Genomic DNA, 20,239 nt, shown 5'->3' with positions numbered 1-20,239 from the left:
CCAGGATGGACTGAATCCATCCCCATCCCCGCGCGGCACCACTTGACGCCGAGCTCAGGGATTGGGCTACACGCCATTCCAAATTACGCTTGTCCCGCCTTATATCCGACGCCGCGAACGGTCAGTACGATTTCCGGGGCCTCAGGATCCCTTTCGATCTTGGATCGAAGCCGCTGTACGTGGACATTAACGAGCCGGGTGTCCGCTGCGTGCCGGTATCCCCACACTTGCTCCAGCAGGAGCTCCCGCGTGAAGACCTGCCAGGGTTTGCGCGCCAGTGCAACAAGTAGATCGAATTCAAGCGGCGTCAGGGAGATCGGCTCCCCCGCCCTGGTGACCGAGTGTCCTGCGACATCGATACTGACCTCGCCGATGCGCAGTGTTTCGGGTGCTTTCTGATCTCCGGGCCGCAGGCGGGCGCGGACTCGTGCAACCAGCTCGGCCGGTTTGAAGGGCTTCGGTACGTAATCGTCCGCGCCGGACTCCAGTCCGCGAACGACGTCGGACGTGTCCGATTTGGCGGTGAGCATGACAATGGGAAGGTCTGATTCGTTCCGGATCTGCCTACACACTTCGATCCCGTCGATGCCCGGAAGCATGAGGTCCAGAAGGACGAGATCAGGTTTGGTACTCCTGAAGACATCAACCGCCTGCGCACCATCGGCGCAAAACACCGGATCGAAGCCATCGTTCCGCAGAACAATGCCGATCATCTCAGCCAGTGCTTCGTCGTCGTCTATGACCAAAATGCGTGCCTTCATAATCCCATATTGTCCCATTGCCCCCACCAATGTCGCATTGGCGCGCATCCCGCACCCGCGGCTTGCCCGCCTTTGTCATCCTAGAGGACGATTTGCGGGCAAATTCGCGAAAAGTACGAGGGAAAGGCGGTCCGATGCAGAACAATGGAACCCGGCCGCCTGCACAGCATCGGTTCGACGCCGGAAACGTCAGTTCCGGTAACTATAGTTCTCGGTGTAGGGGCAATCAGAGGCTGCGCATAAGAGGTCGCGTAGAAACGGCTCCTGTGCGGGGCGCAGTGACCAACAGACCGGTGTAAGGGGATAGGGATGAGCGGAAACGTTCCGGAAGGCCAACCTGAGGACCGCCCATGGCAGTCCCCTTCCGGACCAGCACCGTGGGGTCAGAACCAGCAACCGACCTGGGGGCAGAACCAGGCTTGGCCCTCGGAGCAGGCAGCGCCACACGGGAACCCCGGATGGCCCGTTCCCCCGCCCGGCCAGTTCCACGGGTATCAGGTTCCGCCGAAACCTGGAATCATTCCGCTTCGTCCGCTCGGTTTGGGCGAGATCCTGGACGGCGCTTTCCAGGCTTGTCGCCGCAACCCGCTCTCCACCTTCGGAACGGCCATCCTGTTTCAGGTAATCGTCGCTGTCCTTACTGTTCTGCTCACGATCGGACTCACCGGGTCCCTCGCCACCTTCGACCCCATCTCCGCCTCGTCGGCGGAGGTCACCGGGCTTGTAGCGTCAGCTCTCTCCGTCGGTTCCGTCCTCATTCTGCTGACTTCGGTGGGCGTTCTGATTCTCCAGGGCGTGCTGATCATTCCGATCGCCCGCGCCGTCCTCGATGAGCGCACTGGATTCGCCGAGCTTTGGAAGCTCGCCGGGCGCAGAATCCTCCCGCTCATCGGGCTCGGGGCGATTCTCTTCCTTCTCTGGACCGTCTCCGTTGGCGTACTCGTGGTGATTCTTGTCGGCCTGTCACTGGCCCTTGAGGACGCGGCAATAGCAATTGTCGTGGTCGGTGTACTGGCCGCCGTTGCCGTTGCCGTCTGGCTCAATATCAAGTGGATCATGGCCCCCGCGGCGCTTATGCTCGAGGGCGTCGGGCCCATCGCGGCGCTTCGCCGGTCATGGACCCTCACCACCGGGAACTGGTGGCGGACCTTCGGCATCCTGGTACTGACATCGATCATCGTCTCGATCATCACGCAGGTCGTTGCGGCGCCCGTCTCATTCCTGGCTTTCGGCTTTGGATCATTCACGTCGGCGCCCGCCTCAACCGAAGCAGCGTTGCTCGAATCACTGCCCGTGCTCCTGATCGTTCAGGTCGTGACAGCGGTTTTCACGGCCATTGGCTTCGCATTCCAGGCCGGCGTCACCGCTCTGCTCTATGTCGACCTTCGGATCCGGCGCGAGGGATTCGATATCGTCCTCCTGAGGGAAAACGAGGCGCGCGCGCACGGTACGTACTCCCCCATTCCCGGTCAGTCACCCCGAGAAGGGTTCGGACACCCCGGGCCGCAGAGCCCGCAAGACCGGCCAGAGGTCTAGACTGCATGCCGGCCGAACAAGCGGGAGCGCTGGTCCCTTTCGTCGTGCCCGAACAGCTGGACGCCGAAGAGGCCCGACAACTGCTGCGGGAGGAACTGGCGAAGGGCATCTACCAGGATGCCGAACCATCGATCCTCGAACGCGCCTGGACGGCTTTCCTCACCTGGCTCGGCGAAGTCCTGAGCCAGATCAGGAGCGTCGATGCGGGACTGGGGACCATCCTGCTGGCAGTGGGCGCCGTCGTCGTCATCATCGCGGCCATACTGCTGGTGAAACCGCGCCTCAACGCACGGAAGCGCGTTGACGCAACAGTCTTCCAGGAACAATCCCGGCTTGCTGCCCAGGCGCATCGGGACCATGCAGATTCTGCCGCCCGGGCAGGGAACTGGGATGAGGCTCTCACTGAGCGTTTCCGGGCCATCACCCGGGCCGCGGAGGAACGCGTGATCCTCGATGAGCAGGCGGGGCGCACTGCCGTTGAGGTTGCCCGACTGCTGCAGGATCTTTTCGCCATGCAGGCAGAGGACCTCGATTGGCTCGCTCTGCGCTTCAACGAAGTTCACTACGGTGCCCGGCCCGCTGCCCAGGCGGACTACGAGAGGGCAGTGGACCTCGATCAGGAACTGCAGCGGACCCAGCCCCGCCGCGAGGCCAACGCCAAGCAGTGGACGGCACCGGTATGAGCGCCACAACGGAGACGAGACATCCACCGGGCGGGGCCAACAAAGAGAGCACCAGTGCCCAAATAGTGGGCGACGGGCAGAGCGTGGGTTCAACCTTCTTCGGCACGCTCAAACAGGCTCGCGGTTGGCTGATTCTAGGCGCCCTCCTCCTGGTCACTGTTCTCATTGGAGCCATCGCTGCCGGGTCCGGGGAGCAGAATCCGCTGTCTCCCGATAACGCCGCACCGGGTGGTGCCCGGGCCGCCGCGGAAGTACTGGAGCGCGGCGGAGTCGAGGTCATCCGCGCGGAGTCGCTTGAAGACGCCATTGACGCACTGCGGGGATCCGATGACACTCTGCTGTTGCACGATCCCCAATCCTGGCTCACGTCGGAGCAATTGGAGTCGCTCGGCGGCACTCTCGCTGACCGGACCGTGCTGATCGAGCCAGACCTCACCATTCTGACCGAGCTGGCCGACGGCGTAAGGTCCGCTGGAGTTATTCCGGCTGACATCACAGACCCGCTGCCGGCGAACTGCGCCAACGCGGCTGCGAGGGCAGCCGGTTCAGTGAGCCCCGGAGGATTTTCCTACCGCGGCGCGGTCACCTGTTTCCCGCTTCCTGGAGAGGAAGGCGGCAACACCGCTGGAACTTTTGTGACCACTTCTGACGGAGAAATCGGCGTCTTGGGTAACGGCGGGATCATCAGCAACGGCCGCATTGACGAACACGGCAACGCCGCACTCACGCTGAGGGTACTCGGCAGCACGGAGACGCTCGTCTGGTACCAACCCACGCAGGATGACCTGGCGGTCACCGCCGGACCGGCTGATCCGCTGGCCCTGCTGCCCGACTTCGTCAACCCGCTGATGCTCTGGCTGCTGATCACCGCCCTGCTCGCTATTTTCTGGAGGGGTCGCCGTCTGGGCCCCCTGGTCACCGAGCCGCTTCCCGTCGTCGTTCGGTCGGCTGAAACCGCCGCAGGCAGGGCACGCCTCTATCAGGATGCAGGAGCGGTGCAACACGCCGCCGAAACGTTGCGCGCCGCAACGTTGACACGACTTGCGGCGGCACTGCGCATACCGCCCGCTTACCCGCGGGCAACCGTTGTGGCGGCCGCCGCCTCTAAAACTGGCAGGGATCCCGCGGAACTTGACTCCCTGCTTAACTCTCAGCTGCCGCACTCCGATGCACAACTGATGCAGTGGAGCCAGGAACTGGACAAACTCGAACAGGAGATTCGCCGTTCATGAATCAGCAATACCCGCACCAACCGGCACTGCCCGTCGATCACCAGGAGCAGGATTCAGCGTCCCGCCGCACTGCCACTGGCGGGCAGGGTACGGCCACGGCGGATCCTTCGCGCCACGCGCTTGTCGCTGTGCGTGAGGAGGTTGCGAAGGCGGTGGTCGGTCAGGATGCTGCGGTAACCGGGATGCTGATCGCACTGCTCGCGAAGGGGCATGTCCTCCTTGAAGGGGTGCCCGGAGTCGCCAAGACGCTGTTGGTACGCAGCGTCTCAGCCGCGCTCAGCCTTGACACGAAGAGGGTCCAGTTCACGCCCGACCTCATGCCCGGCGACGTGACGGGCTCACTCATCTTCGAATCCAGAACGGCCGAGTTCACTTTTCGCGAGGGTCCTGTCTTCACCAACATCCTCCTTGCCGATGAAATCAACCGCACGCCGCCCAAAACACAGGCTTCCCTGCTGGAGGCCATGGAGGAGCGGCAGGTGTCTGTGGATGGCGTAACCCGCCCCCTGCCGGAACCGTTCATCGTCGCCGCCACGCAGAACCCTGTTGAGTATGAGGGAACCTATCCGCTGCCCGAAGCGCAACTCGATCGCTTCCTTCTCAAGCTGACCCTCCCACTGCCCGAGCGGGACGATGAAATTGAGGTGATCCGGCGGCACAGTGCAGGGTTTGACCCACGGGATCTGGCAGCCGCCGGCGTGAGGGCAGTTGCAGGAGAAGCGGACCTCGCCGCCGCCAGGCACGCTGTACAGCGGGTTGGTGTTGCTCCTGAGGTGCTCAGCTACATCGTCGACGTGGTGCGCGCAACGCGCTCCGCGCCGTCGTTCCAGCTAGGTGTCTCTCCACGCGGCGCCACTGCGCTGTTGAACACTTCCCGTGCCTGGGCCTGGCTTTCCGGCCGCGACTTCGTCACACCGGATGACGTCAAGGCGCTGGCGCTCCCCGCCCTGCGGCACAGGGTCGCGCTGCGCCCCGAAGCGCAGATGGACGGGGTCAGCGTGGACAGCGTTCTGGGCAATATCCTGAGCACCGTGCCCGTGCCGAGGTAGATGTGGGGTCAGCATGAGCATCACTGCTCGCCTCGTTGTCCTGGCGCTCCTCGGAGTTATCCCAGTGCTTCTCTATCCAGGCGCCGTATCGATCGCGCTGTGGGTTGCACTTCTAGTCCTCGGCTGCGCTGTGGACCTCGCTTTCGCTGCTTCCCCGCGGGCTATCGGCGTTCAGCGAATGCTGCCGGGAACCGTCCGCCTGAGCGAGGAGACAGTCAGTACCCTCACTGTGCGTAACCATGCCAAGCGGACTTTCCGTGGATGGATACGGGAGGGCTGGCAACCGTCCGCTGGAGCCAGGAATCCGGTCCACCGTCTGAGTGTTCCTGCGGGCGAAGGTCGCAATCTTTCAGTCCAGCTGGCTCCGCGTCGCCGGGGTGACCTGTCGGTACACCACGTGACCATTCGCAGTGTAGGTCCGCTTGGACTCGCCGCTCGGCAGGTCACCATCCAGGCGCCGGGCACCCTGCGGGTGCTGCCCCCCTTCCATTCCAAGCGCCTCCTGCCGTCGAAGCTGAGGCGCCTGCGTGAACTTGATGGCCGCGCCGCAGTTCAAATACGTGGGGCAGGGACCGAGTTCGATTCTCTCCGGGACTATGTCCGCGGAGATGACGTCCGATCAATCGATTGGCGAGCGTCCGCACGACGGCGCGACACCGTAGTGCGGACCTGGAGACCGGAACGGGACCGAAGAGTAGTTCTTGTACTGGACACTTCACGCACCTCAGCGGCCCGGATCGAGGATGAGCCCCGCCTGGACACCGGGATCGAGGCATCCCTCCTCCTCGCAGTGCTGGCACAGCGCGGCGGCGACCGCGTCGATTTCATCGCCTTCGACCGGCGCCCGCGTGCCCGCGTGCAGTCCGGAGCGAAAGGGAATCTGCTCGAGTCCTTGGTCACGGCGATGGCTCCGCTCGAGTCTGAGCTGATCGAGGCCGATTTTTCGCAGATTCCTGCGCAGGTTCGTTCGATTTCGGCGCACCGCAGCCTGGTGGTGCTCCTCACAGCGCTCGATTCCGGCGCCGTCGAGGAAGGCCTCCTTCCGATGTTGCCCGCACTGACCTCCCAGCATGTGGTGGTGATTGCCTCAGTCCGGGACCCGCATCTCGACGAGTTGCGTTCCCAGCGCGGCACTGCAGCGGAAACATACCGCGCCGCAGCCGCTGAACGCGCGCTGCTGGACCGCGCTGCCATCAAGGAACGGCTCCGCCAGCTCGGGGCGGAAGTTGTGGACGAAGCGCCGCACGAACTCCCGTCAAAACTCGCGGACCTCTATATCCGGCTGAAGGCGGCCGGACGCCTGTGACCATCGATCCGGAGGGAGGAGTCTTCGACTGCTCCGACGCCGTTCGCCGCCAGGTAAGGAACGCCCGCGCGGGCCTGCCCGCACGTGCTCGATCCACGGCCCGTATTACGCCGGACTGGCCCATACAAAGGAGATGGCTATGACGTCCTCGATCTATCAGCAAGCCCTCGGCGCCCGGTTCAGCAGACTGCAACCCGAGCTTCAGGAGTACTTCAGCCTCCATGAAGACTCGAGAGTGTACGGAACCGGACACGGTACGTTCGACGTGGCAGGAAGCCCTGCCCCACTCGTCCGACCGTTTTTCGCACTGGCAGCAAAAGAGAACTCGTTCTTCCCGGAGTACGAGAACAACGTGGACTTCACTGTGCGGAACTGGGCCCACCTGGATCCGTTCGGTAGGCCTTCACTGACCGCCCGCCGAGATCTTTCCTTCAGTAACGTGTCGCGGGTATTCGAGGACACCACCTCGTGGGCCGATGGCCGGCTGGTCGATTACCTCGGAGCCCATCGGCGTATGGCCACCGCCCTCACCTGCGAGGTCACGGGCAGCGGCCGCATGCGGATGGTTTCCTCAGCCACCCGCCTGTTCGCCGGGCTCAGGCTCCCGCTGCCCGACGCCGTCGGCGCCCAGGCGTACATGGAGCAGTGGTGGGATAACGACGAGCACCGGTTCCGCATCAAGACCAACGTGCTGCACCGGCAGCTAGGGCCGGTTCTCGTGTACGCGGGATGGTTCACCTATGAGCTCACCGAGTACGACGGCGGCCTGCCGCCTGACGTGGCGCCGGCTCGCTGGGAACGGCGGACGTAAACGCGCTGCGCACGGCGGAAGCACAGCGGAAAAAGCGTCTCAGGCGTCCGCGATCGCCTGGTTCAGCACGTCAGCACTCTGATTCAGGTGCGCCAGTACCTTGCGGGCATGAGCCGGTCCCTCTTCTGCCAATGCACCCGCGGGCGTCAGGCGGGTCGAGGCCAGTGATCCCAAGGCCAGCCCGAGTCCGCGCCAGGGACGCAAAAGGGCATCTGCAGTGTCCTGCACCCGTGCAGGTTTGCCGCGGGGAACCCGGACTCCGGCCCACAGCGTTCGGCCTGCTTCGACCAGTTCCGCCAGCGCCTCCCATTCGCTGTGCGACAGTCCGTCGAGGGGAACGGCGATACCTACGCCGGACACGCGCTCAAGCAGTGAAACCTGCCCTGCCGTCCTGAAGGAGAGCACGACGGCGGCAGCGCCGGCTTTGCGTGCTCCTTCCGCCAGGAGGTTCCAGGCTTCGACTGCTTCGTGCTCCGGAACGGCGCGCAGCGTACGGTAGCCGCTGGCGGTCGGTATGGTGCCGTCGAGGACGCTGCCGATCTGCGGTTCATCCAGTTGCAGTGTGAGCTGGACGCCCGGGCTCGCAATGGCAGCGCGCCGCAGAAGCGATGCGACCCCGTCAATGAGCGCATCCCGGATGTCGCGCCGGGCTCCGTGGTCGAGCAGGGCGCGTTCGCCATGATGGAGGTGAAGGTTTGCAGCAAGTGACAAAGGCCCGTGACAGTGAACTTTGAGCGAGCTCGCGGGACGCTCCTCGGCCCCCACCAGATCGGCAAGAACGTCAAGATCCGTGGACAGCGCGGATACCGCCCTCCGCAGGTCCTTTCCCGGGCGGTCGACCAGCCTCCAGCCATGCGGCTGGAGGTCCACGGGGAGGTCGGCGAGCAGCGCTGCGGTCCGGCCGATCTCGTCACTACCGACCCCGCGGTCCGGTAGGGAGGGAAGGAACGGCAGATTGGGGCTGCCGAGCTCGCCCCGGATTATCCGTTGTGCTTCGACCGGGTCCTGGCCGGGCCAGGATCCGAGCGCCGTGAATGTCACGGCGCTGGTTTCGGGCGCCGCTGCTTCACGTGCGCCTGCTTCAGGCGCCCCTGCGGGATTATTCATCGCGGAGCGAGTGGTTCTGGGAAATATCCTGGTGGTGGCGGATAACCTCGGAGATGATGAAGTTCAGGAACTTCTCCGCAAACGCCGGATCGAGATGGGCTTCCTCCGCCAGTGCGCGCAGCCGGGAGATCTGGGCTGCCTCGCGAGCTGGATCCGCCGGCGGGAGCTTGTGCTCGGCCTTCAGGTGACCCACACGCTGCGTTGCCTTGAACCGTTCAGCCAGCAAATACACAAGTGTGGCGTCGATGTTGTCGATGCTGCCCCGAACTGAGAGCAGTTCCTCCATAACGGCGGGATTCACCTCGCCGGCGAGTGAGCTCGCGGAAGGGTCGAAGCGCCGGGTCTTCTCAGTCATGGTTCCAGTTAAGCAGACCGCGCAGACGCACAGCGCATTATGTCTGCGCAGTGCCCGTTCTCAGCGCGCCGCAGCAAGGTCAGGGCGCTCGAGCGAACGGGCCGAATCCAGCGTCGCCTGCCCCAGCACGCGGGTTCCCTGATAGATGACGACCGTCTGCCCGGGCGCGACACCGCGCATCGGTTCGGTGAGCCGAACCACGAGACTCTGGCGGCCGTCGTCGTCGTACTCCACCTGCGCACGCGCGTCGACGGGATCACCGTGTGCACGTACCTGGGCCATGCAGTCGAATTCCTCACCGCTTTCGACGGCGGGGATCGGCAGTCCTGCCCATGACACTTTGATGCCGCGCAGCTGGTCAACGGCGAGCATGCGCTCGGGCCCGACCACCACTGTGTTTTCCTTCGGACGGATCTCCAAAACAAACCGGGGCTTGCCGTCGGGAGCCGGCCGTCCGAGCTTGAGCCCCTTCCGCTGGCCGACCGTAAATGCGTTGGCGCCGGGGTGGGTTCCGATGGTTTCGCCCTCCACGTCCACGATGTTGCCTTCGCTGAGCTCAATCCGCTCCTCCAGCCAGCCGCGGGTGTCGCCGTCGGGAATGAAGCAGATGTCGTGACTGTCCGGCTTGTTGGCCACGGACAGACCGCGACGCTCAGCCTCTGCCCGGACTTCAGCCTTTGACGGCGTCTCAGCGAGCGGGAACATGGAATGCTTCAGCTGTTCGTGCGTGAGCACGCCCAGCACATACGACTGGTCCTTGGCCCAGTCGGCGGCCCGGTGCAGTTCGCGGCTGCCGTCGGCGTTCTCGATGACCTTCGCGTAGTGGCCGGTGCACACCGCATCGAAGCCGAGGGCCAGCGCCTTCTCAAGCAGAGCCGCGAACTTGATCCGCTCGTTGCACCGCATGCAGGGATTCGGTGTACGCCCGGCGGCGTACTCGGCGATGAAGTCGTCCACGACGTCTTCCTTGAACCGCTCGGAGAAGTCCCACACGTAGTACGGGATGCCCAGGATGTCGCAGGCACGCCAGGCATCGCGGCTGTCCTCGATGGTGCAGCATCCGCGGCTGCCGGTGCGCAGGGTCCCGGGCATGCGTGAGAGAGCAAGGTGGACGCCCACCACATCGTGTCCCGCCTCCACCGCGCGGGCGGCCGCAACGGCCGAATCGACGCCGCCGCTCATCGCTGCGAGTACCTTCATTGTTGTGCGCTCTCCCTAACTGAAGCCTGTTCCTGCGGTCTGAATTGATGATGCGTGCCCTGACATACCTGCCTTGCGTGCGCGTTGGTACGCTTCCGGCAGCGCGGCCACCAAGGCGTCAACGTCTTCCGGCGTCGATGTATGCCCGAGGCTGAAACGCTGTGCACCGCGGGCCTCGGTTTCGCTCAATCCCATGGCCAGCAGCACGTGCGAGGGCCGCGGGACTCCGGCGGTGCACGCCGATCCGGTGGAGGATTCCACTCCGGCCACGTCCAGCAGGAAGAGCAGCGAGTCACCCTCGCACCCTGGAAAGGTGAAATGGGCGCTGCCCGGCAGCCGTTCACGTGCCGGCCCCCGGAGGATGGCCTCAGGCACAACCCGTTCGACGCCGGCAATCAGCCGGTCACGCAGTTCCGCCAGCCGTACGGATTCCCCGGGAAGGTGCGTGACGGCGTCGTCGGATGCTGCTGCGAACGCCGCGATCCCGGCCGTGTCCAGGGTGCCGGAGCGGATGTCCCGCTCCTGTCCGCCGCCGTGCTGGACAGGAGTGAGCTTCACCGACCGGCCGACGAACAACGCTCCCACGCCTACCGGGCCGCCGATTTTGTGCCCGCTGACGGCCATGGTGGCCAGCCCCGATTCGGCGAAGGAAACCGGCACCGATCCGAACGCCTGAACCGCGTCCGAGTGGACCGGAATGCCGTGAGCTGCCGCGGCTGCTGTAATCTGGGCGATCGGCTGCAGCGCACCCACCTCGTTGTTCGCCCACATGACGGTGACCAGCGCAATCTCTTCCGCGGCGGCGTCGAGCTCCTGCTGGAGTGCGTCCAGCCGGACAACGCCCTCCGCTGTCACCGGAAGCCAGGTGATCTGGGCGCCCTCGTGCCGTTCGAGCCATTCGACGGTGTCCTGGACAGCAGGGTGCTCGACGGCGCTGCAAAGGATCCGGGTCCGCTGCGGTTCCGCGTCACGACGGGCCCAGAAAAGTCCCTTGACAGCAAGGTTGTCGGCCTCTGTACCGCCGGAAGTGAAAATGACCTCGGACGGGTGCGCTCCGGCTGCCCGGGCCAGCGTCTCGCGGGCGTCCTCGACAACCCTGCGGGCGCGCCGACCCGAGCCGTGCAGCGATGAAGGATTGCCGCTACGGCTGAGTTCTCTGGTGAGTGCGGCGAGCGCGGGCGCCGAGAGGGGCGTGGTCGCCGCGTGATCGAGGTACACGGGCACCCGTCAATTCTACCGTCGGGCGCCACCGAAGCCGAACGAGCCCCGTTCGGTTCGCAGGACATGCCCCGAATAACCGCGCATAGGGGGTGTGTGTCCTGCCGAATCAACGGCTAAGCACTGGACTGTCAGGAACGACTGATAGAAATGAGCTGTGGAACAGACCCCCGTACATCCCGGCTCACCGCAGTTCGTTCCCCACCTGCTGCATGCCAGGCACACGTTCGGGCAGCGCGTCCTGGACTTCGACCGCCAGATCGCGCTCATGGCGATCATCAACCGCACTCCTGATTCCTTTTACGACGGCGGACGTACCTTCGCGCTGCAGGCGGCAGTCGATGCTTCCCTGCAGGCAGTGTCCGACGGCGCCGACTGGGTGGATATCGGCGGCGCACCCTTTGCCCCCGGTCCGGCTATCCCGGCTGCCGAGGAAGCCGACAGGATTCTTCCGGTGATCCAGGCAGTTCGAAACGCGTCCGACGTCGTCATCTCTGCCGATACCTTCCTCCCGGAAGTGGCGGAGCAGGCCATCAAGGCGGGGGCGAACGTCGTCAACGACACCACCGGCCTTCGTAACCGGGACCTCGCCGCGGTGGTTGCCGAGACTGGCGCGCACGTGATCATCACCCACAGCCTCGCCGAGCCGCGCACCGTACTTGGGCGGCCTGCCTACACGGATGTGGTGACGGAGGTGGCGGATTTCCTGGTTCGGCAGGTAGAGCTCGCTGTCATGCTTGGCATCAGCGAAGACCGCATTCTGGTGGACCCCGGCCACGACCTGAACAAGAACACCCTGCACTCACTCGATATCACGCGCCGGTTCGCCGAAATCGCTGGGCTCGGATACCCCACCCTTGCTGCAGTGTCGAACAAGGATTTCATCGGGGAGACGCTGAACCTGCCCAAGCCGGAACGAGTCGAAGGATCCATTGCCGCCGCCGTCATGTGCGCCCTTGGCGGAGCCCGAATCCTTAGGATGCACAACGTAGCTGCGGCCCGTTCCGCCATCAATGTGGTGGAAGCAGCGATGGGCTGGCGCCAGCCGGCCTATCTCCGGCACAACATGGGAGATGTCAACCAGCCTTGATCAATCAACTTCTGCCGCACAGCGCAGCCGACCGATCCGACGACGACCTGCTCGAGCTGTACGGTTACCCTGCTGAGCGCCCCTGGGTGCGGTTCAACTTCATCACCAGCCTCGACGGTTCAGCGACGCATCAGGGCGTTTCCGCACCACTGGGCAATGACGGCGACCGACGCCTGTTCGGTCTCCTCCGGCGGGTCAGCGATGTGATCCTGGTGGGGGCGGGGACCGTGCGCGCCGAGGGTTACGCAGGGCCTTTGGTCAGCGAGGAGGACAGCCGGTGGCGTACTGAGCAGGGACTGCCTGCCCATCCTGCTCTGGCGATCATTTCAGGAACGCTGGGGATCGAGCCGGACAGCGATCTGTTCAGGCTCTCTCCGGTCCGCCCCATCCTGATCACGACCGCGGCCGCGGAGAAGGAGCGCGTGCGTTCCCTGTCGGAGGTTGCCGACGTCGTGAGTGCGGGTGCTGAGAGCGTTAGTGCGCGCGCGTGCGTTTCACTGCTGAACGACAGAGGGTTGGGTCGCATTCTCTGCGAAGGCGGGCCCAGTATCTTCGGCGGTTTCCTTGCTGAGGATGCGGTTGACGAACTGTGCCTCTCACTCAGCCCGCTGCTGGCCGGTGGCCAGGGCACGCATATCGCCGCCGGCGTTGGCAGCCCCGAGCTCCGTCAGTTGGCATTGGCGTCATTGCTGGAGTCCGACTCTGCCCTGTACGGGCGCTGGATGCGCGCCGACAATCGCTAACGCGGTGGAATCACCGATATGCCGCTGCGTACTTCTTCGACGGCTGCAGCCAGTTGCTGGTCGGACGGACACGAAACGGTAAAGGCCAACCCCGTCCCCGTTGCCCCGAAGAGGCGCAGCGATACGATACTCGCGGGATCGTCGCCGGCTGCGCCCTGCTCATAGGTCAGGAACTCGATCGATGCCGTCGATTCCGCGGGCGACGCTCCCCATAACCAGTTCGTGGTCACGAGGTACTCCGGCAGGATGCTCGGGTCCAGGAACCGGAACAGCGCTTCGGTGGAGGCTTGGTCATCACCACTGACCACCAGAGGGCCCTGTGGCGGTGTGGATCGCAATGACGCGGCGCACCCTGCGTCGCTGATGTACACAGACTCGCCGTTGACCAATGATTTCTCCTGCGCCCACCCCGGAACTCTCGACAACCCGTCCGAGAAGGCAACCGTGTCAGCTTCCTCAATGTAGCCGCCACGGTCAAACGTCATGTCATTACCGACGATGTCGGCGCGCGTCAGCGGCGGCAACTCCGGGGAACTCCCGGAGACGGCGTCCGAGGGCGCAGGCGCCGTCGTCGTCGGGCTGGTTGACCCGCTTTCGGCCGGCCTCACGGGCACCTCGATCCGGCATCCGGCGAGCAGCGGCGCAAGGAAGAACAGAACGGCATACCTCAGAAGCGTCCGATCCCTCCATTCCATCGAAGCTCCCCCCTTCCCGCACGACCCCTGATCCTTCTGGATATTCAGGAAACCCTTGACAACACCGGCACCTACTTTAGCGAGCACATCTCACGCCGGCTCCCGGAAGGCCAATGGACTGAGCGCAATGAGATTCAACGGATGACCGCGCCGTGTGCCTCTGCAACGGCGAGCGCCTGGGAGACGTCGACGACGGCGCCGCGGACATTGAAGTTCTCCGCATCAATCCCCTCAAGGGTGCTCCCGCGGAGGTCAGCGCCTTTCAGACGGGCGCCGCCCCAAGAGATGCTGGTGAGGCGGCAATCCCGGAACTCAGCGTCCCGGAGGTCCGTTCGGGTGAAGTCGGCCTCCGTGAAGTTCACGTCGGAGAAGACGCTGCGCTGCAGGTCGGCCGCCGCTAACGAGACGAACGACCAGTTGCCTCCAACCACCCGAATCGGCTTGAGGGAAGACCCAGTGAAGACGCTGCCCGTGACCTTGCAGCTTTCGAAGGTGGCATCGAAAAAGTTGCAGTGTTCGAACCGGCAATTGTCGAATGCGCTGTTGACATGGGTCGACACGTTGAACTTCACATTGCGGAAAACGCAACCGCTGAAGACGGAGCCCTCGCTGCGCATTTCGGTGAAATCGCAGTCCGTGAAGCGCTGACCGCGGTGATCTTCGCGCTTGCTTCTGGTTGCGTACCAGTCCAACCCGCTGTGTACCTCGTTATTGCCCGCCATGCACCTGATGCTATCCGGCCATTTGCCGGAGGGAACGACACCGTTTACAGTCAAGCGCGGAACCTGCGAACACCGTTCCTGATCCTTCTTCGCCACGAAAGGCCACTATGGCAGCCCCCGACCGCACGTACTACGCCGTGCTCGGGGTGAGCAGAAGTGCCACTGCGAAACAGATCAAGGACGCCTACCGCAAAGCGGCCCGAACGGCTCATCCTGACCAGGGGGGAAACGCTGAACTGTTCCACGAAGTGGCCGTCGCCTACGAGCTGCTTTCCGATCCGGAACGACGCCGCCGCTACGACCGCACCCTCGGCGTCGAAGATCCGTTGCCCGGAGCGCGGCCGGCGGCCAGGCCGAAGCGGCAGCCCGCACAGGCACCCTCCGAAGCACATGCACAAGCCGCGCGCTACGAGCCCGCTTACGACGCCGGAACGCACAGTCCGCCGTTACCGCTCGCCTTGGCGCAACAACAGGTTCACGGTACGGCCCGCCAGCCCGGTGCCCTTGGCCGGCTTCGGCCGGGCACCACCGCCCGCTATGACGGTGAGCGGGCGACCGCCCGCCTCCTGGAGGCCGGCCTCCTTCCCGGTTTTCCCGGCGTCCGGCTTGTCAACGGGCTTTCGTTCGGAGGGGGTGCCGACGTCGGACATGCGCTGCTGGCGGGCTACCGCATCGCCATAGTTGATTCCCTGTTGGCGCCGCCGGGGAATTACTCGTGGGACGGACACCGCCTGCGGCATCGCGGCCGCCATGCTGGTGATGTGCGGCTCACCGACACGGTGCGCAAGGTTCAGGATCTGTTCCCGGAGTGCAATGTCCGGGGATGGCTGGCTCTGCACGGCAAGCAGGACAACCCGTTCGAACCGATTGTGGACTACCCGCCCTCGCTGGATCGTTCGGCTCTCGTCTCCGTCCACGTTGCCAACGCCGGAACACTGCTTCGGGAGGTTCGGCGCTTCCTGTCCGAGGGCCCCCAACCCAATACAGTCCAGGTGCCGGTGCTCGCACGCTTGCTCGCTGCTGCCGGGCGCTAGGATTGCACAGTGTTCCGCATCCTCTTCCACACTCCAGAAATTCCCGGCAATACCGGGAATGCCATTCGTCTGGCCGCGGTCACCGGCGCTGAACTTCACCTCATCGAACCCCTGGGCTTCGACCTGGAAGACGCCAAGTTGCGGCGGGCGGGTCTGGACTACCACGACCTCGCCGTCCTGACCGTGCACCCTGACCTGGACGCCGCGCTCTCTGCTCTGGAGCCTGATCGGCTGTTTGCCTACACCTCTGAGGGCACCATCACGTACTCGGACATCCAGTACCGTCCAGGCGACGTACTCCTGTTCGGTCCGGAGTCTGTGGGCCTGCCTCCCGAAGTGAAGAACCATGAAGCGGTCACCGCGAGGGTACGGCTCCCCATGCTCCCCTCCCGACGTTCGCTCAATCTGGCCAGCTCGGCATCCATCGTGGTGTACGAGGCCTGGCGCCAGCAGGAATTCAAGGGCGCCCAACTTTCACAACCCATGATGGAGGGCCGTTCGTGACCACGGTAGACAACCTGTTCGACGACGGCGCCGAGCACTTCGAGCGCTTCGCTCCGGCCCTTTGGAACACCATGGGCAACGCAGTGGTTGCCGCCGCAGATCTGCAAATCGGCCAGAGCGTGTTGGACGCCTGCTGCGGAAGCGGAGCGAGCACCATCCCCGCGGCCCAGGTTGTGGGTCCTGACGCGCGAGTTGACGCGGTGGACCTGTCCGCAGGGCTCCTGGCGCTGGCGGCCGCGAAGGCTTCTGCTCTAGGGCTGGACGCCGTCAACTTCACGAAGGCTGATGTCTCCGTGTGGGCCGCTGAACAGACCTATGATGCAGTGCTCTGCTGCTACGGGCTCTTCTTCCTCCCGGACATGGCCGCCGGCGCCCGGCACCTTGCGTCCCAACTGCGCAGTGGCGGCAAGCTTGCCATCAGCACCTGGCAGGACGGCGCCCACGAACCGTTTGTGTCATTGCTGCGCGAGGCCTGCTTCGAAGAACAGCCTGGCCTGCGCGGTGCCCCCGTTCCTCCACCACTTCGGCAGATGGCCGAAATATCCTCAGTCGAGAAGCTGCACTCTTTCCTGGAGACAGTCGGCTTCGGGTCAATCGAAGTGCACACTGCTCCTCTGCAGATCCCGCTGGATGCTGACCTTGCCTGGACCCTGGTGCTGGGGACGGGCTACCGGTTTCTGCTGCCTCCTGATACAGCGGGCAGGGAGCGAGTGCGCAGCCGCTTCATGGAAAAACTGGGCGACGAGCCGACCCTCAATGCCGACTCCCTGATCGCGGTCGCAATCCGTGAATAACGCCTGATCCGCTGGACCCATCCACCGCGTCAGCCGCTTCGAACTAGAGGTGTTATCAGTTGTAGCGGAACGGGCACGGAAACCTGCAGAAACGGCGGTCGGGCATGGGCGGAGGAACAGTTGGGCGAAATGTCCTGACCCGCGCACGGGGACATCATGTTCGGGATAGCCATTCCGGCGCTTTATGCTTGAAACCTATGGATACGCCACGTGTGAGCCGGATTAACCCAGCTCGATCAGACCCTGATCAGGCCGACGCGTCCTCTGGCGCCGCGCCTGACTTGGCTGGTCTGCTGGCTCGGATCGCCCAGCAGGACCAGAGCGCCTTCGCGGAGTTCTACGCCCAGACGTCCCGTCGGGTGTATGGACTGGCCCGGCGCGTTCTGATTGACCCGGAGCTGAGCGAAGACACAACGCAGGAGGTTTACCTGCAGGTGTGGAACATGGCGGACCGGTTCAACGCGGACGCGGGCAGCCCCATGGCCTGGCTTATGACGCTGGCCCATCGCCGCGCGGTGGACAGGGTGCGGTCCGAACAGAGTTCCACTGACCGCGAAGCCCGGTACGGCGCAGCCATGCAGGTCAAGGACCATGACGACGTCGTTGACACCGTCACGCAGCGGCTGGAAGCAGAAGCGGTGGTCCGGTGTCTGGAGACCCTGACCGGCACGCAGCAGGAGTCGGTGCGCCTCGCCTATTACGGCGGGCTGACGTACCGGGAAGTGGCAGAGAAGCTTGGCGTGGCGGTACCCACCATCAAGTCAAGAATCAGAGACGGATTAATCCGGTTGAAAACATGTTTGGGGGTGAACTGAGATGCAGGACAAGGATATGAACAAGCAGTTTGCAGATGATCTTCGGCAGGACCTGGCCGGCGGCCTGGCCGCCGAGTGGGCTGAGATGTACGCCCTGGATGCTGTGAGCGAAGAGGAGCGCACCACACTCGAGGACTACATCTCAGCTGCCTCTCCTGAAACCCGTGAGGCGTTCAATGCGCGGGTTCGGTCCACACGCGAGACATTGGCGCAGGCCTATGCAACGCAGGAGGACGAACCGCCCGCTGACCTTTTTGCGCGCATCGTCGCGAACTTGCCGGCCGAGGAAGTGTCTTCACCGGCTTCCCCCGTGACCGGCACTGGGGATGAGCTGGCGGCACGCCGCAGCGCCCGCCGAACCCAGTCTCCTGCTGGTCGCTGGTTGCTTGCAGCAGCGGCTGCGGTTGTCGTGGCGGTGGGCGGTGTGACCGTGGCGCAGAATTTGCAGCCTTCCTCTATCCAGGAGCAGGTCCTGCAGGCCGGGGATGTCCAACGTGAACAAATCGCGATCGGTGACACAGGCACTGCTGAACTTGCGTTCTCGGAGTCGAGGGATGCCGCCGTCGTGACCCTCGATGATGTACCGGCCCCACCGGAGGGCAAGGTGTACCAGATGTGGCGTCTTCCTGCCGACGGCGCATCGCCGGAATCGCTGGGAACCATGACCGGCGAGGACGTTGCGCACACCGAGCTCGAAATTGAAGGCATCCGAAGGTACAGCGGCCTCGCAATCACCGTCGAACCGGAGGGCGGCTCTGAAACGCCTACCCTCCCGATCGTCGCGCAGATTCCCTTCGACGCCTGAGAGGGAACGCTGGGATGGGCTCGGCGCTCCAGCCGGACTGCCCGTCCCCCGCCCGTCAGAACCCGGCGATCGTAGCTTCGGTGTTGACCGGAACCACGTGAAAGACCTCGGCGCTTCGGTCTGCGGCAAGACCGCCGCGCTGTGCATTGGCGGTCAGGAACGCGCGAACAGTCTTGTCCATCCGCTCAAGGTCGGGGTGCTGGCTGGCGTGGAAACGTAACGCCCGCATCTTGTCTTCCACATGGTCAGTCACATCGACGAAGTGGTTTTCGAGCTGCGTGGGACCGCCGAAGAACCAGAGCCAGGGCACGCGATACGCGTCCAATCCGCGCGCAGCAAGATCAGGGAAAGCATAGGGGTTCTCCACAGCGGGATAAATCGCGCGGGTAACGGCCTCGCCGCATGCCAGGTGGTCCGGGTGGCTCTTCTGGAGGCGCTCCCAGTTCCGCTCAGGGTGCATGGACAACACGATGTGCGGCCTGACACTCCGGATGAGCTCCACAACGCCGGCCACCAGTTCCAGGCTCGGTTCCAGGTAGCCGTCCCGGTACCCGAGAAAATGCACGGTTTCGACGCCGACCAACCGGGCGGCTGCTCGCTGCTCCTTTCGCCGCCGATCAACGATGTCCGGACGATGCTCATCGGAGAAGCCGCCTGCGTCGCCATCGGTCATGATGCAGTATTCAACGACGACGCCGGCCGCAGTCCACTGAGCCACGGTGCCCGCTGCGCCAAAATCAATGTCATCGGGATGCGCTACGAAACAGAGAACCCGGCTTACCCCATCCTCCGGCCGTTCAGGAACGTCTGGCATGTTCAGCTCCTGCGGTTGTTGATCTCTGCCGTCGCCTGCGGCAGGACAGTTGACAGGTCACCCACGATGCCGAAATCCGCGATGTCGAAAACCGGGGCGTCAGGGTCCTTGTTCACTGCCACGATGACCTTCGCCGTCTGCATGCCGGCCTTCTGCTGGATGGCGCCGGAGATGCCCGCGGAGATGTAAAGCTGCGGGGAGACCGTCTTGCCCGTCTGGCCGATCTGGGCTGAATGATCAATCCAGCCGGCATCCGTAGCGGCCCTCGACGCACCCACAGCACCGCCGAGCGCGTCGGCAAGTTCCTCGACCGGTCCAAAGTTGCCGTCCACTCCCCTGCCTCCTGCCACCACGATGCGTGCTTCGTCCAGCGACGGTCGGCCACTCACCGCCCGTTCGGAACGCTCCGTAATCCGCGCTGCGTGGCTGGGCGCTGCGACGTGCACCCGACGAACCTCGGGGCTGGAACCGCCCTGCACTGTTGCGGTCTCCACGCTGTTGGCCTTGACCGTGATGATCGGGCACCCGGTGGTGACGGAAGCGTTCACCGTGTAGGAGCCAGCGAACACCGACTTCGTGACACTGAAGTCCTCGCCCACTGCGATGGCATCCGTGATGACACCTGAAGACAAGCGGATTCCGACCCGCGCAGCGATCTCCTTGGCTTCGAACGTGTTGCCAAGGAGCACTGCATCAGCTTTCGCCTCCACCGCTGCGGCTGCCAGAAAAGCCGCCTTGCCCGCCACGAGTACGTCACCGAGCCCGTCCTGTGCAGGCAGATACAGCACGCCGGCTCCGTGAGCGCCGAGTTCTGCCGAAACACCGTCCGTCAGCACTCCACAGAGTGCAACCACCGGCTCGCCCAGCATTCCAGCAAGGGTCAACAGCTCACGATCGGTCTTGTGCAGGTGCTCACCGGGCGTGTCAATGTAAACGAGGACATTTGCCATTCCAAAGGCTCCTTG

At 64.3% G+C, this 20,239-nt stretch carries 22 protein-coding genes; 13 read left to right on the top strand and 9 right to left on the bottom strand.

The genetic code is table 11. The features are described from left to right. Positions 1-83 precede the first annotated feature (83 nt). A complete protein-coding gene (gene mtrA, locus ASH00_RS14530) occupies positions 84-761 on the bottom strand; it encodes an MtrAB system response regulator MtrA (RefSeq protein ID WP_056549723.1) in 678 nt (225 codons plus the stop codon). A 309-nt stretch (positions 762-1,070) separates the two neighbouring features. On the opposite strand from mtrA, the gene ASH00_RS14525 reads away from it, so the two are divergent. The 6 genes from ASH00_RS14525 (at position 1,071) to ASH00_RS14500 (ending at position 7,378) form a co-directional block, all read left to right on the top strand. Then, entirely contained in the window at positions 1,071-2,297 is a 1,227-nt protein-coding gene (locus ASH00_RS14525; RefSeq protein WP_056549721.1) for a glycerophosphoryl diester phosphodiesterase membrane domain-containing protein, read from the top strand. Between the two features lie 5 nt (positions 2,298-2,302). After that, on the top strand, positions 2,303-2,980 hold the full coding sequence (locus tag ASH00_RS14520; protein WP_056549719.1) for a DUF4129 domain-containing protein: 678 nt from the start codon (positions 2,303-2,305) through the stop codon (positions 2,978-2,980). Then, on the top strand, positions 2,977-4,212 hold the full coding sequence (locus tag ASH00_RS14515) for a DUF4350 domain-containing protein (protein WP_157359158.1): 1,236 nt from the start codon (positions 2,977-2,979) through the stop codon (positions 4,210-4,212). The genes ASH00_RS14520 and ASH00_RS14515 overlap by 4 nt, the downstream gene beginning before the upstream one ends. Further along, positions 4,209-5,261, top strand: coding sequence for an AAA family ATPase (locus ASH00_RS14510; protein ID WP_082566175.1), 1,053 nt, complete (start codon positions 4,209-4,211; stop codon positions 5,259-5,261). The genes ASH00_RS14515 and ASH00_RS14510 overlap by 4 nt, the downstream gene beginning before the upstream one ends. 13 nt (positions 5,262-5,274) lie before the next feature. Beyond that, entirely contained in the window at positions 5,275-6,567 is a 1,293-nt protein-coding gene (locus ASH00_RS14505; protein WP_056549715.1) for a DUF58 domain-containing protein, read from the top strand. A 139-nt stretch (positions 6,568-6,706) separates the two neighbouring features. Beyond that, positions 6,707-7,378 (top strand): DUF4166 domain-containing protein, encoded by a 672-nt coding sequence (locus ASH00_RS14500; protein ID WP_056549713.1) that lies wholly within the window; start codon positions 6,707-6,709, stop codon positions 7,376-7,378. A 39-nt stretch (positions 7,379-7,417) separates the two neighbouring features. On the opposite strand, the gene ASH00_RS14495 is transcribed toward ASH00_RS14500, so the two are convergent. From ASH00_RS14495 to ASH00_RS14480, 4 genes are read right to left on the bottom strand one after another with little or no spacing between them, the layout of a single operon-like run. Further along, positions 7,418-8,485, bottom strand: a complete 1,068-nt coding sequence (locus ASH00_RS14495) for a hypothetical protein (protein ID WP_235563331.1) — start codon at positions 8,483-8,485, stop codon at positions 7,418-7,420. After that, positions 8,478-8,840, bottom strand: coding sequence for a chorismate mutase (locus ASH00_RS14490; RefSeq protein WP_056549711.1), 363 nt, complete (start codon positions 8,838-8,840; stop codon positions 8,478-8,480). Before ASH00_RS14490 ends, ASH00_RS14495 begins: the two co-directional genes overlap by 8 nt. A 60-nt stretch (positions 8,841-8,900) precedes the next feature. Continuing rightward, positions 8,901-10,040, bottom strand: coding sequence for a tRNA 2-thiouridine(34) synthase MnmA (mnmA, locus tag ASH00_RS14485; RefSeq protein WP_056549709.1), 1,140 nt, complete (start codon positions 10,038-10,040; stop codon positions 8,901-8,903). Between the two features lie 15 nt (positions 10,041-10,055). After that, positions 10,056-11,264 carry a cysteine desulfurase family protein gene (locus ASH00_RS14480; protein ID WP_056549708.1) on the bottom strand — a complete coding sequence of 403 codons (1,209 nt, stop codon included), beginning with the start codon at positions 11,262-11,264 and terminating at the stop codon, positions 10,056-10,058. Between the two features lie 151 nt (positions 11,265-11,415). Here ASH00_RS14480 and folP point away from each other — a divergent pair, with 151 nt between their 5' ends. Next, entirely contained in the window at positions 11,416-12,348 is a 933-nt protein-coding gene (gene folP, locus ASH00_RS14475) for a dihydropteroate synthase (RefSeq protein ID WP_327019703.1), read from the top strand. Then, positions 12,345-13,091, top strand: coding sequence for a pyrimidine reductase family protein (locus ASH00_RS14470; RefSeq protein ID WP_056549705.1), 747 nt, complete (start codon positions 12,345-12,347; stop codon positions 13,089-13,091). Before folP ends, ASH00_RS14470 begins: the two co-directional genes overlap by 4 nt. On the opposite strand, the gene ASH00_RS14465 is transcribed toward ASH00_RS14470, so the two are convergent. Both ASH00_RS14465 and ASH00_RS14460 read right to left on the bottom strand, forming a co-directional pair. Next, positions 13,088-13,786, bottom strand: coding sequence for a hypothetical protein (locus ASH00_RS14465; protein WP_056549703.1), 699 nt, complete (start codon positions 13,784-13,786; stop codon positions 13,088-13,090). The two genes, ASH00_RS14470 and ASH00_RS14465, sit on opposite strands and share 4 nt — an antisense overlap. A gap of 134 nt (positions 13,787-13,920) precedes the next feature. Further along, the gene (locus ASH00_RS14460) at positions 13,921-14,508 is read right to left on the bottom strand and encodes a pentapeptide repeat-containing protein (protein ID WP_056549702.1); all 588 of its coding nucleotides are present in this window, start codon (positions 14,506-14,508) and stop codon (positions 13,921-13,923) included. Positions 14,509-14,615: 107 nt separating this feature from the next. Here ASH00_RS14460 and ASH00_RS14455 point away from each other — a divergent pair, with 107 nt between their 5' ends. The 5 genes from ASH00_RS14455 to ASH00_RS14435 all read left to right on the top strand — a co-directional run bounded on the left by ASH00_RS14455 (position 14,616) and on the right by ASH00_RS14435 (position 18,460). Beyond that, on the top strand, positions 14,616-15,542 hold the full coding sequence (locus ASH00_RS14455) for a J domain-containing protein (RefSeq protein WP_056549700.1): 927 nt from the start codon (positions 14,616-14,618) through the stop codon (positions 15,540-15,542). Positions 15,543-15,551: 9 nt separating this feature from the next. Further along, entirely contained in the window at positions 15,552-16,046 is a 495-nt protein-coding gene (locus tag ASH00_RS14450; protein WP_056549698.1) for a tRNA (cytidine(34)-2'-O)-methyltransferase, read from the top strand. Beyond that, positions 16,043-16,840, top strand: a complete 798-nt coding sequence (locus ASH00_RS14445) for a class I SAM-dependent methyltransferase (protein ID WP_056549696.1) — start codon at positions 16,043-16,045, stop codon at positions 16,838-16,840. The genes ASH00_RS14450 and ASH00_RS14445 overlap by 4 nt, the downstream gene beginning before the upstream one ends. Before the next feature lie 197 nt (positions 16,841-17,037). Continuing rightward, the gene (gene sigK / locus ASH00_RS14440; RefSeq protein WP_056549693.1) at positions 17,038-17,655 is read left to right on the top strand and encodes an ECF RNA polymerase sigma factor SigK; all 618 of its coding nucleotides are present in this window, start codon (positions 17,038-17,040) and stop codon (positions 17,653-17,655) included. A gap of 16 nt (positions 17,656-17,671) precedes the next feature. Beyond that, entirely contained in the window at positions 17,672-18,460 is a 789-nt protein-coding gene (locus ASH00_RS14435) for an anti-sigma factor (protein WP_235563329.1), read from the top strand. A gap of 55 nt (positions 18,461-18,515) precedes the next feature. Here the strand turns inward: ASH00_RS14435 and ASH00_RS14430 are convergent, their stop codons facing one another. Continuing rightward, positions 18,516-19,274 (bottom strand): PIG-L deacetylase family protein, encoded by a 759-nt coding sequence (locus ASH00_RS14430; protein ID WP_056549689.1) that lies wholly within the window; start codon positions 19,272-19,274, stop codon positions 18,516-18,518. A gap of 2 nt (positions 19,275-19,276) precedes the next feature. Continuing rightward, on the bottom strand, positions 19,277-20,224 hold the full coding sequence (locus ASH00_RS14425) for an electron transfer flavoprotein subunit alpha/FixB family protein (protein ID WP_056549687.1): 948 nt from the start codon (positions 20,222-20,224) through the stop codon (positions 19,277-19,279). Positions 20,225-20,239: the final 15 nt, after the last annotated feature.

The organism is Arthrobacter sp. Soil782 (assembly GCF_001428435.1).
GTDB classification, from domain to species: Bacteria; Actinomycetota; Actinomycetes; order Actinomycetales; family Micrococcaceae; genus Arthrobacter_D; species Arthrobacter_D parietis.
Note: the sequence above shows the minus strand (reverse complement) of the source record. Positions and strands in the feature narration are given on the sequence as shown.

Coding starts and splice junctions, on each gene's coding strand:
- mnmA (WP_056549709.1), bottom strand. CDS start 10,040: ATGAAGGTACTCGCAGCGATGAGCGGCGGCGTCGATTCGGCCGTTGCG.
- ASH00_RS14525 (WP_056549721.1), top strand. CDS start 1,071: ATGAGCGGAAACGTTCCGGAAGGCCAACCTGAGGACCGCCCATGGCAG.
- mtrA (WP_056549723.1), bottom strand. CDS start 761: ATGAAGGCACGCATTTTGGTCATAGACGACGACGAAGCACTGGCTGAG.
- ASH00_RS14500 (WP_056549713.1), top strand. CDS start 6,707: ATGACGTCCTCGATCTATCAGCAAGCCCTCGGCGCCCGGTTCAGCAGA.
- ASH00_RS14515 (WP_157359158.1), top strand. CDS start 2,977: ATGAGCGCCACAACGGAGACGAGACATCCACCGGGCGGGGCCAACAAA.
- ASH00_RS14465 (WP_056549703.1), bottom strand. CDS start 13,786: ATGGAATGGAGGGATCGGACGCTTCTGAGGTATGCCGTTCTGTTCTTC.
- ASH00_RS14435 (WP_235563329.1), top strand. CDS start 17,672: ATGAACAAGCAGTTTGCAGATGATCTTCGGCAGGACCTGGCCGGCGGC.
- ASH00_RS14510 (WP_082566175.1), top strand. CDS start 4,209: ATGAATCAGCAATACCCGCACCAACCGGCACTGCCCGTCGATCACCAG.
- ASH00_RS14490 (WP_056549711.1), bottom strand. CDS start 8,840: ATGACTGAGAAGACCCGGCGCTTCGACCCTTCCGCGAGCTCACTCGCC.
- ASH00_RS14430 (WP_056549689.1), bottom strand. CDS start 19,274: ATGCCAGACGTTCCTGAACGGCCGGAGGATGGGGTAAGCCGGGTTCTC.
- ASH00_RS14505 (WP_056549715.1), top strand. CDS start 5,275: ATGAGCATCACTGCTCGCCTCGTTGTCCTGGCGCTCCTCGGAGTTATC.
- ASH00_RS14520 (WP_056549719.1), top strand. CDS start 2,303: ATGCCGGCCGAACAAGCGGGAGCGCTGGTCCCTTTCGTCGTGCCCGAA.
- ASH00_RS14425 (WP_056549687.1), bottom strand. CDS start 20,224: ATGGCAAATGTCCTCGTTTACATTGACACGCCCGGTGAGCACCTGCAC.
- sigK (WP_056549693.1), top strand. CDS start 17,038: ATGGATACGCCACGTGTGAGCCGGATTAACCCAGCTCGATCAGACCCT.
- ASH00_RS14455 (WP_056549700.1), top strand. CDS start 14,616: ATGGCAGCCCCCGACCGCACGTACTACGCCGTGCTCGGGGTGAGCAGA.
- ASH00_RS14460 (WP_056549702.1), bottom strand. CDS start 14,508: ATGGCGGGCAATAACGAGGTACACAGCGGGTTGGACTGGTACGCAACC.
- ASH00_RS14495 (WP_235563331.1), bottom strand. CDS start 8,485: ATGAATAATCCCGCAGGGGCGCCTGAAGCAGGCGCACGTGAAGCAGCG.